At 54.9% G+C, this 14,782-nt stretch carries 10 protein-coding genes; 3 read left to right on the top strand and 7 right to left on the bottom strand.

Going from position 1 to position 14,782, the window contains the following annotated elements:
* The 6 genes from ACR0B3_RS19135 to ACR0B3_RS19110 all read right to left on the bottom strand — a co-directional run bounded on the left by ACR0B3_RS19135 (nt 1) and on the right by ACR0B3_RS19110 (nt 7,089).
* Nucleotides 1–1,422 carry an aminobutyraldehyde dehydrogenase gene (locus ACR0B3_RS19135; protein ID WP_480810447.1) on the bottom strand — a complete coding sequence of 474 codons (1,422 nt, stop codon included), beginning with the start codon at nt 1,420–1,422 and terminating at the stop codon, nt 1–3.
* An 11-nt stretch (nt 1,423–1,433) separates the two neighbouring features.
* A complete protein-coding gene (gene kce, locus ACR0B3_RS19130) occupies nt 1,434–2,369 on the bottom strand; it encodes a 3,5-dioxohexanoate:acetyl-CoA acetone transferase (protein WP_480810446.1) in 936 nt (311 codons plus the stop codon).
* A 10-nt stretch (nt 2,370–2,379) separates the two neighbouring features.
* Nucleotides 2,380–3,174 carry an SDR family NAD(P)-dependent oxidoreductase gene (locus tag ACR0B3_RS19125; protein ID WP_480810445.1) on the bottom strand — a complete coding sequence of 265 codons (795 nt, stop codon included), beginning with the start codon at nt 3,172–3,174 and terminating at the stop codon, nt 2,380–2,382.
* Between the two features lies 1 nt (nt 3,175).
* Nucleotides 3,176–4,711, bottom strand: coding sequence for a choline-sulfatase (gene betC, locus ACR0B3_RS19120; protein WP_480810444.1), 1,536 nt, complete (start codon nt 4,709–4,711; stop codon nt 3,176–3,178).
* Between the two features lie 85 nt (nt 4,712–4,796).
* Complete coding sequence (locus ACR0B3_RS19115; protein ID WP_480810443.1) at nt 4,797–5,936, bottom strand: aromatic ring-hydroxylating oxygenase subunit alpha; 1,140 nt, start codon at nt 5,934–5,936, stop codon at nt 4,797–4,799.
* 121 nt (nt 5,937–6,057) lie between these two features.
* The gene (locus tag ACR0B3_RS19110; protein ID WP_480810442.1) at nt 6,058–7,089 is read right to left on the bottom strand and encodes a GlxA family transcriptional regulator; all 1,032 of its coding nucleotides are present in this window, start codon (nt 7,087–7,089) and stop codon (nt 6,058–6,060) included.
* Nucleotides 7,090–7,544: 455 nt separating this feature from the next.
* Here ACR0B3_RS19110 and ACR0B3_RS19105 point away from each other — a divergent pair, with 455 nt between their 5' ends.
* The 3 genes from ACR0B3_RS19105 (at nt 7,545) to ACR0B3_RS19095 (ending at nt 12,438) form a co-directional block, all read left to right on the top strand.
* Nucleotides 7,545–7,868: a hypothetical protein gene (locus tag ACR0B3_RS19105; protein WP_480810441.1), complete on the top strand. Its 324-nt coding sequence runs from the start codon at nt 7,545–7,547 to the stop codon at nt 7,866–7,868.
* Nucleotides 7,869–8,156: 288 nt separating this feature from the next.
* On the top strand, nt 8,157–8,645 hold the full coding sequence (locus tag ACR0B3_RS19100; protein ID WP_480810440.1) for a hypothetical protein: 489 nt from the start codon (nt 8,157–8,159) through the stop codon (nt 8,643–8,645).
* 367 nt (nt 8,646–9,012) lie between these two features.
* Complete coding sequence (locus tag ACR0B3_RS19095) at nt 9,013–12,438, top strand: autotransporter domain-containing protein (RefSeq protein ID WP_480810439.1); 3,426 nt, start codon at nt 9,013–9,015, stop codon at nt 12,436–12,438.
* A 76-nt stretch (nt 12,439–12,514) separates the two neighbouring features.
* Here the strand turns inward: ACR0B3_RS19095 and ACR0B3_RS19090 are convergent, their stop codons facing one another.
* Complete coding sequence (locus tag ACR0B3_RS19090; protein ID WP_480810438.1) at nt 12,515–14,608, bottom strand: sulfotransferase; 2,094 nt, start codon at nt 14,606–14,608, stop codon at nt 12,515–12,517.
* Nucleotides 14,609–14,782 lie beyond the last annotated feature (174 nt).

The raw sequence follows: 14,782 nt of genomic DNA, 5'->3' as shown, positions 1-14,782 counted from the left end.
TCACCCGTGTGCGATCATGACGTGCCGAACCGCCGTATAAGCATCCAATGCATAGACGCTCATGTCGCATCCTGTTCCTGAAGATTTCATCGCAGCCCAGGGCATTTCCGGCGTTGCAACGCCATGCGTGTTCACCCAGGTGAAACCGTAGCGCAGCTTCGAAGACATCCGCATTGCCCGGCCAGAGTTCTGCGTCCAAACGGATGAGGCCAGCCCGTAGGGTCCGCTGTTGGCGATCCGCAATGCGTCCTCTTCATCCTTGAACCGCGAGATGGTTACGACGGGCCCGAATATCTCGGTGCAAGCGGCTTCGGCATCATTATCCACGTCCGCAATGACAGTGGGTTCATAGAAAAAACCCGGTCCCTCAACCAGTTTGCCGCCCAAGACGACCTCGGCACTCGCCCGAGCACGATCCACATATCCGGCGACCCTGTCTCGTTGAGCCGAAGACACGATTGGCCCCATCTCGGTCCCTTGGGCCTTTGGTGCCCCCAGTTTGATCTGGCCAACCTGATCCACGATGGCGGCTAAAACCTTGTCGTATACCGCCTCAGCAACCATGATCCGGCAAGGCTGGGCACAGTCCTGACCTGCATTGAAGAACGATCCGAACCGCACGGTTTCAGCAACGGCATCAATATCGGCGTCATCAAACACGATCACTGGTGCTTTGCCGCCCAGTTCAAGATGCACATGTCTAATCTGGCGAGATGCCGCCTGCATCGCTGCACGACCGGTGGCGTTTGATCCGGTTACGGTAATAGCCTCGTTTCGCGGATCGTTGATCAGTTGTTGGCCAACAGTACCGCCCGTACCATGGAGTACGTTGACCACGCCCTTCGGTGCGACTTCTGCGATCAGTTGCGCCGCTCTAAGTGTTGAAAGCGGGGTCATTTCCGATGGTTTCAGGGTCACCGTGCATCCAGCAGCAAGAGGTGCTGCCAGTTTCCACGCAGCCATCATCAACGGATAATTCCAGGGCGCGATGGCGGCCACAGGGCCAACCGGATCTTTACGGATCATCGAGGTGTGGCCCGCCACATATTCCCCTGCAGCAACGCCACCCATAGTACGGGCCGCACCTGCGAAGAACCGGAATGTATCCAAGGTCAGCGGAGTTTCATCGTCCAAAGCTGATGGCCAGGGTTTGCCGACATCCAGACTTTCAAGTTCGGCAAGCTCTTCAGCGTTGGCCTCCAAGACATCAGCAATGGCGGTTAGCAACGCAGACCGTTCTGCGGGGCTGGTCTGACCGTAGCTCTCGAACGCCGCATGCGCGGCGGCGGCAGCGGCATCCACCTGTTCCGCCGAGGCAGCTGCGATCGAAGTGATCTCTTCCCCATTAGCGGGGTTCACGATCGCGATCGCCTCTCCATCACCCGGAACAAGTTCGCCATTGATCAAAAGGTTTGTCTGCATTTGTCCCTCCGTCAAAACGCGACCTGATCGCCACCCTTCAGCCCGAGACGATCACGCGCCTCGGCCGGGGTGGCCACGGTGTGGCCCAAGTTTTCAATGATGCTTCGAATCTTTGTGACCTGCTGCGCACTGGAAACAGCTTTTTCACCCGGTCCGATATACAAGCTGTCCTCAAGTCCGACGCGGACATTTCCACCCAACAAGGCGCTTTGCGTCGTGAATGGCATCTGATGACGACCTGCGGCCAGAACCGACCATTCGTACGAGTCCCCAAACAACTTGTTGGCAATGGTGTGCATGTGCATCAGATTGTCGAGATCAGCGCCAACGCCACCCAGAATGCCAAACACCATCTGGACAAATATCGGCCCTTTGATCCAACCCTGATCCCTGATCCAGGCCAGGTTGTAGAGATGCCCAAGATCATAGCATTCAAACTCAAACCGGGTGCCATGCCCCTGCCCCAGTTCTTTCAGGCAATATTCGATATCGGCAAACGTATTTCTGAAAATGAAATCCCGAGTCATGTCCAGAAACTCAGGCTCCCAGGCATGTTTCCACCGCGTGTATTTCTGTTTCATCGGGAAGATGCCGAAATTCATCGACCCAATATTCATACTTGCCATTTCGGGCGAGGCGGTGACGGCAGCGCGCAGTCGTTCTTCGCGCGACATGCCCAACCCGCCCCCGGTTGAGACATTGATCACCGCATCAGTCGCCTGCTTGATCCGTGGCAGGAATTCCATGAACAGGTCCGGGTCGGGATCGGGGCGCCCATCCTCTGGATTGCGCGCATGAAGGTGAATGATCGAAGCCCCGGCCTCGGCCGCCTCGATACTGGCGGTGGCAATCTCGCTTGGTGTAATTGGCAAGTGCTCGGACATGGTGGGCGTGTGAATCCCGCCAGTTGGGGCGCAGGTGATGATGACGGATTTCTGTTTAGTCATGGCCCCGCCCCTAAAGCTTCATCTGCTGGACCTGCGCGGATAGCCCGCCGTCCAGAACCCAAAGTTGACCCGAGGCATAGCGCGCCTCGTCCGAGGCCAGCCAGTTGACCAGATTTGCGATATCTTCAGGTGTGCCGTAGGTGCGCATGGGGTGCACATCACGCACGGCTTGCTGCAACTGGTCGATGGTCTTGCCGCCAGCGCCGGACCCATCGCCCTGGAAAAAGCTTTGCAGCATGGGGGTGTCGATATAGCCGGGGCAGATGGCGTTGACGCGGATGCCCTCTGGCCCGTGATCGCAGGACATGGCGCGGGTCAATGCGTGTACTGCACCTTTGGTTGCGCAGTAGGCCGCCAGCCCGGGATCGGCGATGAAGCCGTCATAAGAACCGAAATTGATAATGGACGCGCTGGCGCCGGTTTTTGCAGCCGCTCGCAGCAAGGGCAGCGCGTATTTGGATGTCAGAAACGTACCGGTGCAATTCACGGCAAAGGATCTGTTCCACTCTTCCAGCGTCGTATCTTCGATTGTTTTTTCAATCTCGATACCCGCGGCATTGACCAGAATATCCAATTGGCCGCATTCCTCATGAACCCTGGCCATCGCAGCAATCACCGCCTGCTCGTCCGCCACATTCATCGAAAGAAACCGGCTGCCGTCATCGTCATGCGCGGACAAAGAGCCTTGGGGCGTCAGATCAGCCGCGTAGACCCTGGCCCCTTCCAGCAGAAAGCGGGCGACAATGGCCCGGCCTATGCCACCGCGGCCACCCGTGACCAGCGCGGTCTTACCTTGCAGCTTCATCTCAATCCCCGTCTTTCAAAGGAGGAAACCGATAGCGTCCGGCGGCTTCGGTCCAATCCATGTGGTTTCGTACATATTGCTGACTGGCGTCCGAGGGCGGGTTGTAGTCCCAGTGCTCTCCGGCCCCGGCCTCCATCGCGGCATGCAGGGAGCGGCGCGACTTTTGTGTTGCCATAACGTCAGCGCGTAGCTTTTCGCTGTCCCACCGCTCTTGGACCTCAGCCGCAAAGGCTTTGGCCACCTTTGAATAGGCAGGATCGCTCGCCAGATTGCGTATCTCGGATGGGTCAGCGTTCAGATCATACAGCTGCGGTGGGTCGACATCGCAATGGATGTATTTGTATACGCCACGCCGGATCATCAGCACTGGATAAGGTGTCATCTCGGCGCAGTATTCACCGATGGCCTCATCCATGGGGTCATGCTCTCCCCGAGCTAGGGGCAGCAGAGATCGCCCATCGACCGGCTCGCCAAACATAACCGCATCACCGCCACCAATCTCGACAAAGGTGGGCAACAGATCAACGAGCGAGCACGCGTGTTCTGCAACGCCATGCGCCACACCCGGCCCGGCCATGATCAATGGCACACGGGCGGAGTGTTCAAAGAAGTTCATCTTGTACCACAAACCGCGCTCGCCCAGCATATCGCCATGGTCCGCGGTCACGATGACAATCGTGTTGTCCAATTCGTTGATGTCTTCGAGTGTCCGTACGATTTCGCCAAGTTTGCTATCGAAGTAGCTGACATTGGCCAGATAGGCGCGCCGGGCACGCCGGACTTCTTCATCGCTAAGCGGCACATAACTGGCCTCAATGCCGTCCATCAATCGGCGCGAAAACGGGTCTTGATCTTCTGCCTGCAACACATGATCAGGCATGTCGATTTCTTCATCGGAATACAGATCCCACCACTCGGGCTGCGCCACATAGGGATCGTGCGGGTGGATAAAGCTCGCCACCAAGCAGAACGGGTCGTCATCGCCCTGCGCCCGGTCCCTGCCTCGGTCGATCAGCCAGCGCCGCGCGGCAAAGCCAACCTCGTCATCATAGTCGGTCTGAAACGTCGCCACGGCGACACCGCTTTCCTTGACCGTCTGCATGTTGTGGTACCATTTGTCGATCCGCTCATCATGGGCCTCCCAATCGGGGGTCCAGGCGAAGTCGGACGGATAAATGTCGGTTGTTACGCGATCCTGAAATCCGTGCTTTTGATCCGGGCCGACAAAATGCATCTTGCCGCTTAGGCAGGTGCGATACCCTAATGCTTTCAGGTAGTGCGCAAAGGTCGGAACCGAGGCTCGAAATTCCGAAGCATTGTCATAGGCCGCGATGCGACTGATCAACTGGCCCGACATGAATGCAAACCGGGACGGGGCGCAGAGGGGTGAGTTGCAATAAGCGGCGTCAAACCGCATTCCCCGCTCGGCCAAAGCATCCATATGAGGCGTCTTTGCCACCGGATGACCGTATGCACCGCAGAAATGCGGGGCGAGTTGGTCTGCCATCACGACGACGATATTGGGCTGCTTTGGCATATTCGTTTTCCCTGTTGGCCACATCCTCTTTGAACACTGCCTCAAATGGGCGGCGGTTCAAATCGCATGGGTTTTCGAGGGGCTGTCATCCGGCGATCCGCTTATACGCATCCAGAACAAGGCCATGAAAATGATGCACCGCATGTTCGGATTTGCCCGAGCCATCAGGGTCATTCACAATACGGCCTTGGGTAAAGGCCGGCGTCGTCATCCCTTTCTGGACGCTTTCGACAATGGCGATATCCTCTGCCTGCAGAACCTCGTCCAGATAACGGATGGTCTCAACCTCGGCCTCGTTCGGTTCGGGCGTTTCGAGAAAGAAATCATAGGTTTCAAGCGTCCGGTCCGGACCCGCCGGGATGATATTGAGGATGATCATCGACGACCGGCCGGGGTATCGCATGATGCAGGTGTTCGGCCACAGCCACCAAACCGCATGCGTTTTCACCGTGGCGTTCGACACATCATAGGCGCTGTTCTCGGTCTTGCCCGCGTCGGCCATATGACTGGAATAAATGCCGTGAGTGGTCACCTTGTAGGTGTCCATATCAACCAGCTCACAAAAGTCCTTATGCGCAGTTGGGCAGTGGTAGCATTCCAGAAAATTATCGACGACGTTTTTCCAGTTTGACTTGATGTCATAGGTCAGCCGATGGCCAAATGTCAGTTGGTCAATGTCCGGGGCCCAATGGCGAATTTCCGTCGCCAAGTCCTCTGTTATCTCAGCCAGAGGTGCCGCATCTGGATCCAGATTGACATAGATGAAGCCACAGAATTCTTCGACCTGCACCTGATCAAGGCAAATGTCCTTGGGAGAGAAATCCTCCAAGTTGTCGGTCTCTGGCGCCCGAACCAGCGCACCGTCCAGTTTATAAACCCAGGCGTGATAGGGGCACATGATCCGGGTGGTGTTTCCGTCACCAGACAAAAGCGCGTGCGCCCTGTGTTTGCAAACGTTATAAAACGCCCTCAGTACGCCTTCGCGATCGCGCACCACGGCAATAGGCTGTCCCGCAATTTCGGTCGTCGTATACGACCCCGGCGCGCGCAGCTTTTCCACATGGCAAACCCATTGCCAAGTCTTGGCGATGATCGCTTGCAAATCAGCAGCGTACCAAGCCGGTTCGACATAAGCCTCTTTGCGCAAAGACATCGAACGCGAGGCATTTTCATCGAACCCCTGATCGATGCACGCGAATTCCTTTGCCGATGGCAGGTCGGTCATGGTGATCCTCATCAAATCGCAGCCGGGTGGTGATTCATGTTCCACCGGATGAAGATATTTTGCCTTCAGAGTACGAGTAGAACTTTACCTGAATGGCCATACTTTGTCATTAAATGGACAACTATTCTTCACGCATTGGGCTACGGTGCATCGGCCATGCGCGGAACTCAAACGGGACACGTCCTTCAATCCGATCTTTGCTTGGCGGTAGGCCAAATCGCTCTTTATAGGCGCGACTAAGGTAGACCTGGCTGGAAAATCCGCATGCGATAGCGATCTCTGACATCGGAAGCGATGTCTGAGTGACCAAACCGCGCGCCCGATCCAGCCGGATGTCGCGATAGTACAGCTTCGGCGTCTTCTGAAGGTATTTTGCAAACATCCGATCAAGCTGGCGTTGCGAAATCTTCACTTCTCGGCAGATTTCGCTGATCGGCATCGGGTCTTCCAGGTTTTCTTCCATCACTTTGATCGCCTGGCGCACCGTAGTCGGAACATGCGCGCCCAATGGCTCGGCCTGTTGCGGGTTTTGTGGCGCGCCCCGCTCGCGCAGGGTGGGATGAAAGACATAGCGCGCCGCCGCGTTGGCGACTGCGTTACCATGCGTGCCCTGCAGGATGTGCAAGGCGAAATCGACCGATGCCGCCCCGCCGCAACAGCTGAGTCGATCGCCATCAAGTTCAAACAGCGCCTCAGTACAGGTTACATCTGGATAGAGTTCTTGAAAGGCATCCATATGTTCATAATGCACCGTAGCGCTTCGCCCGCTGAGCAGACCAGCCTCGGCCAGAATGAACGCGCCTGTATCGATCCCCGCAATCACCATGTTCCTGCGCGCGACCTTTCGGAGCTTTGACAACAGCGCCGGTGTCGCATGGGCTTCGGGGGTCCAGCTTGAGGAAACCAGAAGTATTCCTTCCGAAACATCCGGCATTTCATGCACTGCTTTGGTCGCAACACTGACGCCACTGCTAGAGAGGCATGACCCATTTGATTCCGAATAGAGCTCCCAGTTGAAAAGGGGTTGGCCTTCAAGATAGTTAGCTGCGCGAAAGGGATCTATGAAGCTCATCGTGGCAGCCAGATTAAAGCCTTGGGTCACAATGATCTTCAGTTGAACGGTGGTCTGATCCTGATTTGCCTTAGATTTCACATCTGCGTTCCTGATCGATAGTTAAGAAGCAGAGGTTCGACACCGGCTTCAAACTCCCCTGACCATGCCCAGATGAACACCTTCTAGCAAGATTGACTTTCTGCGGGCGTATTCGGTGCCGTAGGCCTGCGCAAATCTGATCTTTGCTTCCAATCGTTGAGCGGGCGACCAATTCAAGTTCATTTCATCGCTCCATTCGAGGCGACAATGTTTCGGAGAACCTCTTCGCTCTGAAAATCAACATACGGCAGGACCTACATAGGATCGGCGCACAAACATCCCGAGTTTGATAAATTCGCGGTTCGTTGCTCACCGCAATAGTCGAGGCAATCTGATCTTAGTTTGATGCCTTTTCCCAAAACCTTGATCTGCCATCGCAATAAATCTGAACCGCAGTTTGCCAAGTTGGTTGCACACACCGCGTTTCAAACACGCTTAACTGAAAGGGGACGAAAATGAAAAAGGCGACGATAACAACCGCAACAGCGATCGCCCTTGTACTGAATGCTGGAATGTCTCTCGCTCACCCAGCGATAGGTCGCAGTGTGTTTAAAGGGGGCGAACTGTCTCATACCAATCTGGAGACTCAGATCGAGTCAAATCAAACATTCAATGATGAGTTGCCAATGGTCGGGTTGGATGGCGCAGGCCAGGCTGCAGTGAATGACACCCCTCAGGCGGCGATCAACAAAGAGTTTGAACCGGGTCTTTTGGGTCAATGCAGCGAGCTTCCACCTATCGGCATCCACCACCATAAGTACTCACCGTGTGGGGGCTGACTAAACCGGGTTTTTGATCATTTGCCCATCTGAAGGAGACATAAGGGAAAAAAACTCTAATTACAGTGGTCACGGCGTGTGCCCTTATTCTGCGTGCCGGAATGTCCATTGCCGGCCCCGGTTCGCATTGTTAAAAAATGAACATTGCCCGAGGCAAACTTAACGGGCTCACACGCTACCCCCGGAATTTCAGCCGACATATTGATCGAAACGCCTTTCGTGGGCTTGTACGTCTTACGGGATTTACTTAGGCAGCCACGACAATTCTAAACTGCCATGGTCCCAACGATGCCTTCAATAAAACGTCTGACATTCTCGTTCTTCGCCTCGCTCTTTTGCGCGTGCGTGATGCTGTTTGAAGATATCGGCGAAGCAATGGGGGTGGCATGGATTGACGAGTGGGACGATATCCATGTCTGGGAAGTGCTGATCATGATGTCGTTGTTCGGCGCGATCTTGGTGCTTGGGAATGAGGTCCGCAAACTGCGTCGCTATCAAGAGACGCTGGAGGACAAGGTCGCACGGGCCTCTGGCGCGTTCGAAGATCTTTTGAACGCCTATTTCGAAGAGTGGTCTTTTTCGGATGCCGAACGAGAAGTCACTCGGCTTTTGATCAAGGGTTGCTCGACTGCTGAAATGGCCGAGATTCGCAATGCCAAGGAAGGTACGATCAAGGCCCAAACCAACTCGATCTATAAAAAATCGGGATACGCCGGGAAGGCGCAGCTGCTGAGCGCACTACTGGAAGACTTGACGGATGGCGGATCAGTCGCCTGAGTGTTTGGTACCATCTGCGGTACGCTTGGGAAGTCAACAGGCCCGAAATCGAGCCTCAAGTCTCAAAATGGCATAAAGCCTAATAAAATAAGGCATAAACCAAAGTTCTAAAGTGCTGATTCAGCCTTATTCCTGCCTCTATTAACCCTTTAACCATTTTCGAACGCGTGCCTAAAAGGGAAGCGTTACGTGAGTGTACTTCGGAGCAAACCGAGGGCACGGGGAATGGAAACATAGCTGGTTGAGGCGGGGTTTTATGCTGACTGGGCAAAGTAAACGCGCGGTTGCGCGCAGTGGTCGTTTGACGAAATTTAAAGGTAAAGTGGCAAGTATCGCGCCATCGTTTTTCCTGGGCACGGTCTCCCTGGTGGCGCTTACCGCAGGAAACGGCAGCGCCGAAGTCATCTCGACCGCACGGACTACTCCTTTAGTCAGCGCAGTGGACGAAGACCATACGATCACCAGTACGGGGTCGATCGTAGTAGACCCGCTGCCCGGATCGGGATTGGTCGTCGTAAATGTGCCGGACTATACCAGCAACCTTACCAATGCTGGGCTATTGTCGTCACCAGAAGGGATCAACAGAACCCGCGCAGCGATTGACATAAACGGAGACCTGTCCGGTTCGGTTCTGAACTCAGGCACAATCACAATGGGTGCCGCGATTGGTGACTCGGCCGATTTGAGAGGTGTCGATGTCCAAGGCGACGTTAACGGTACGCTGCAAAACACCGGGACAATCGACATTGCAAACTCGGCTTTGACTTTCGGAACAGCTACGGGTGTTCTGGCCGGCAACGTGGTCGGAGCAATCTCGAATTCGGGTACCATTGACATCAACGTCGACACAAGCGCCAGTGCTGACGCTTTCGGTATTGTGGTTGACGACATAAGTGGGAGCCTCACAAACACCGGAGATATCGTTGCAAGTGCTGTTAACGCATCCAGTGGTGAAGCTTACGGAATTGTCGCCGGAAGCATTGCAGGTTCGTTGAACAACTCGGGCACGCTGGACCTCACTATATCCGCATCAAGCCACGCAACTGCTTACGGGATCGAAACACGGGATGTATCAGGCAGCCTTACAAATTCCGGAACGATCCGAATAAATGTGCAGGGATCCAGCATAGAGGCAGACGGGTTGCGCCTGTCTACCATTTCGGGGTCCGTGACCAATAGCGGCACAATCGCCATCAGTGCTAACGGGTCTGACGCACGTATCGAAGGCATTTCGGCGAACACCATTTCTGGAAGCCTTCAAAACAGCGGAGCGATAGGTGTCAGCATTAACAACGCGACCCAAGCAAATGGTGATGCAATAAGCGTTGGCAACATTTCCGGCCAATTGCGAAACAGCGGTAACCTGACGATTTCGGCCAATGCAACAACTTCGGCTACGGCAGCCGCGATCAATGGCAGCAATGTTTCCGGGGTGTTAACAAACTCGGGCACGATTTCCGTGAGTGCAGATGGAACCAGCGCATTCGCCGAGGGCATCAATCTGCGCGATGTCTCGGGCACTCTCGTAAACAGCGGAAGTATCGAGGTTCGGGCTGATGCCGGATCATCCGCGCATGCCAACGGTATCGACCTGAGCGACATTACCGGGCAGGTCTCCAATTCTGGTTCGATCCAGGTTATCGCTGATGGTGAGTTTGCTTATGCAGATGGCATCGAGACAGGCGAAGTTTCCGGAGTCTTCCAGAACTCGGCCACAATCACAGTCGAGGCGATTGGTAGTTCCTCGGCCAATGCGGCCGGACTTGAAATCGACGACATTAGCGGCAGCGTCACCAATTCGGGCGCTATTCAAGTCAGTGCAATTAGCAACTCTTCGTCAGCCTATGGTGCCGGGATCGACATGGGCACGCTTGAAGACGAAGGATCCTTCTCGAATTCAGGGACTTTATCTGTTTCAGTTGAATCCAATGGATCATTCATAACCTCAGCAAATGGTATCGACGGAGACGATGTCGACGGAGCGTTCTCAAACACCGGCGACATAGAAGTGACACTGCAAACTCAGGACGGATTTGTCGCCGAGGCTTTTGGTCTGGATTTGGGCGACATCTCGACCTCCGGTTCATTCAACAACACCGGTGCGATCCAAGTCGATGTGACTGCGCAAAACCTGTGGGGCGCTTTCGCTTACGGGATCGATATTTCTGACGTTGAGGGCAGTTATCATAACACGGGCGATATCTTGGTTTCGCTAGGTGCGAACAACGCATCGCGAGCGGAGGCCGTGGGCATCGAACCAAGCGATATCGAGACCGGGGGCTCGTTCGTGAACAGTGGCTCAATAACTGTCAGCGCGACGACGCAATCTGTTTTTGAGACAGCGACGTTAGGGATATCAGCCAATGACATTGATGGCACCTTGGAGAACCGCGGTGATATCGATGTTTCTGTGTCCGGGGAGAGAGAGGCCTACGCCTACGGGATTTATGCTGATCAGCTGTCAATGGACGGCGTGATTACCCATAGCGGTGAGATCAATGCATCGGCTGATGGCGACATTGCAGAAGCCTACGGCATATACGTCGAAGAGGCGCAAGGTACGGTCAACATCACCGGCGATATCTCGGCAACGTCGTCGGGCGAAAGCTATGCCGTGTTTCTGGGTGACGGAGGCGGCACGCTGAACGTCGAGACCACGGCTTCGATCGAAGGAAAGCTCAGGGTCAGCGATCACGATGTCAATCTGATCAACGTGGGTGGTCGAGAGGTCTATCGCTTTCAAGACGATGATACCTCGCAAGGTACTTTTAGCACTCGCGTCACAGCACCAACCCAAGGTTGGTTCGTAGAGGGCGAAGGCGGATCAGCGCCGGTCTATGCGTCCTTTGACACCGAGGACGCCCGCCCGAACCTGAGCCAATCCTTCGAGATCGCAGGCTTGTCCTATGACCTTGCCAATCAGGTGCAAGGAGCCCCTAATCTGGGCGGTAGCAATGAACAAACGGTGCTCAGCACAAGTGGAAGCGGCCCGATCGAAGGTTACCGCCCCTATTTCCTGATCAGCGGAAGCCGAAGTGACGCAGATGCGAGATCAGATGCGCCCGCGCTGTCATCAAATATGTGGAGCGTCAGTGCCGGCGTCACCCGCGATCTGGGTACAGGTTTGCGATATGGTATCGGGGTCAGTTACCTGGAAAATGATGGGACCTTCGGTACGACATCTTTCGATACATCGGGTGTGTATCTCAGCGGGCTGGTCGCCCAAAACTTCGGCTTCGCGGATCTGAGTTTCGGGCTGGGCTATGGCCATCTTGATCACGATGAAACGCGCGCCGTTGACGGCTCGGATGCAAGCGCTGACTATTCCAGCGACATGATCACGGCATTGGTTGCGGCTCAGCGGGATTTCTCATTGCAAAACGGCGCTGTACTTACGCCTCGGGCGAGCTTCCTGTACGGTCGGCAAGATCTGGACGGCTATACCGAAACCGGTTCATCCGCCAACGCAACGGTCGGCGAGCGAGACGTCACATTTAACGAAACACGTTTGGGCGGAATCTATTCGACCTCAGTTGCGGGTGGAACATTCTCAGCTTCGCTTGCGGCGGTGCACCGCGACTCGGAAACCCCGTCTACGTTTGATGTGACGATCTTTGGCAACACGCTTGCTTTGGCGTCCGGCGGCATTGGCAGCGAGACCTTTGGCGAGATAGGTTTGGGCTACCAAAAAGCGTTTGACCACGGCGGCACCTTAAATCTTGAGGCCCGTTCAACTGCAGGTGCCGATGTGACGACCCAGGCGGTCTGGGCGTCATATGAGTGGCGGTTCTAACTGGACAACAAGCCATATTAGTCGCAGCAAGAATGGCCGGTCAGTCGACCGGCCATTTTCGTCCGTAACCCTATGTTCAGAACCGGATAGCGTTGTCGCCAATCGTATCGATCAGGGGCTGTAGCTGCGTTTCGTAATTGCGCCATTTCGCTTTTGACGAGTTGTACAATGGCTTTCGCACCTGCTGTACACTTGCGGTACGCACGCGGCGCTTTGACTTGTGAAAGTCCAGGCAGGCGTCATCCCAGTCCAGCCCGCAATGTGCAATGATCCGCCGTGCTTCGTGTTCAAGGTCATCGACAAGGTTTTCATAATGCACAGTCAGAAAAGCATCTGACGGCAAGATACGCTGCCAGTGGTTCATGATGCGGACGTAATTGTTGAAATAACGTCCGAGTTCGACAAGGTCATAGCTGTGCAACTGGCTGCGTTCGAACAATCTGGTGTAGCAGGACAGGCAGGTATCAAAGGGGTTGCGGGCAACGTGGATAATCTTGGCGTTTGGTAAGATACTGTGAATCAGGCCCACCAGCTGGAAGTTTGCGGGCATCTTATCGACGACATATGCGGCTTCGGGGGCGTGTTGCTTCAGAACATCAACGTAATTCTCCGCACGCCGTTTCAGCTCAGCATCTGACAACCTTGCGAGCGCGTCGGGCACATCTGTCTGCTGGTCTCCGACCAAACCAAATTGGAATTGGAGATCGTTGAGTTCACCGGCTCCAAAAACGCTGGGATGCGCGTTCAGAATGGACTCGGTCATGGTTGTCCCAGATCGGGGCATACCAACCACGAACACCGGACAGCTGCTATCGTTCGAGCATCTTCGGAGACGACTGATTGTCTGGGTACCAAAGGTGTCGATTAGTGAGTCCGTCAGACGATCCAGTTCATCGGGATCGTATTTGATCAACTGCCGCTTTAGTCCTGCACCTGTATCGAAGTGCTGAAACGCTTTATCGAAGTCTTTCAATTGCTCGAAGCATTCCCCTATCGCAAAATGAAACGCGACGGCTTTTTGGGGCAGCATCTCAGCTGCTGACGGGATTTTCTGCTGCAGCGCTGTGAACACCTCACCGTCAGGCGTTGCCTTTTCCAGTTTGGAAAGGGCAATAAGGGCGCTCAGTTTGTCGCCGTCCATTTCAGCGGCGATCTCAAAATGTGCGCGCGCGCTTTCAGAGTTTCCCTGTTCCAGTTCAAGGTGCCCAAGCGCCAATCGGCTTGCCACCATGTCTGGCTTCAGCTCAAGTGCCTTGTGATAGTAAGCGACTGCACGGTCGGTATCGCCAAGATGTGCCGTCGCTATAGCAAGCTGGTGAATGGCCGAAGCGGAGTCTGGATCAAGGCGTACCGCCTGCTCGGCCTCAACCAGGGCAAGCTTGGGGTGGTTCTTTTCAAACAATACCTGCGACAGACCGGTGTAGCTGTCAGCTTTGTTTCGATCCAAAGCGATTGAATTGCGAAAGGCGCTCTCGGCCTTGTCCAAATCGCCTTCCAACAGGAATATGCGCCCGAAGTTTCGGTGAAGTTCTGGGTCTCGCGGCAATTGTCTGAGCTGCGCCTCGGCGAATGCGCGCGCGTCCTTCAGTCTTTCGTCCTCGATGAGAACCGAAAGCAGATTGTTGATGGTTTCAGCCGACCCAGGCGCGATATCCAAGGCTTGTTGATAGAATTCGGCCGCCTTCTCTCGATCCCCGCGATCCCTTGCGATACTGCCCAGATTGTTGAGCGCGCGGTCGAATTTCGGATCCGAAGCCAGAGCACGGGATTGCGATGCTTCAGCCTCGTCCAAATTGCCCTGATCATAATATGCAAGGCCGAGATTGGACTGCGCAATAGCGCTGTCCGGAGCAATAGTGACCGCCTTTTTCCCGGCTTCGACGGCCTCATTGACCGCCCCTGCAGAGCGCAATATCTCGGTGTAATTCGCGAGGAAACCCGCGTCAGCTGGCTGAAGGCGAACGGCTTCCGCCATCGCCCGTACCGCTTCTTCTCTCTTGCCAGAACGAAAGGCGATCAGCCCAAGCATCTGGTGGGAAAGCGCGTGCGCAGGAACCTTTTGAACGATGTTGGAAAAAATGGTTCCTGATGCTTGATAGTCGCCTTTATTGAAATGCGACACACCCAATTGGACAGCGTCTTCCAAAGGTATCGTACGAGTTTGCGTCATGCGTTCCAGTTCCGGCGAAAGGTAATCTAAAGCCTGCATATTCGTGACATGCTGACCAGTAGTCTGGCGAGCAAACCGGGTTTACCATCCATGGTTCTGATTTCAACAGCCCCAGGGGAAGCCCGCATGCCAATAGTGCCGGCGGCACGATAAATGATGCCCGATGAAACCTGT

Source organism: Ruegeria sp. CE9 (genome assembly GCF_056537425.1).
This window is presented reverse-complemented; position numbering and strand designations above follow the sequence as displayed.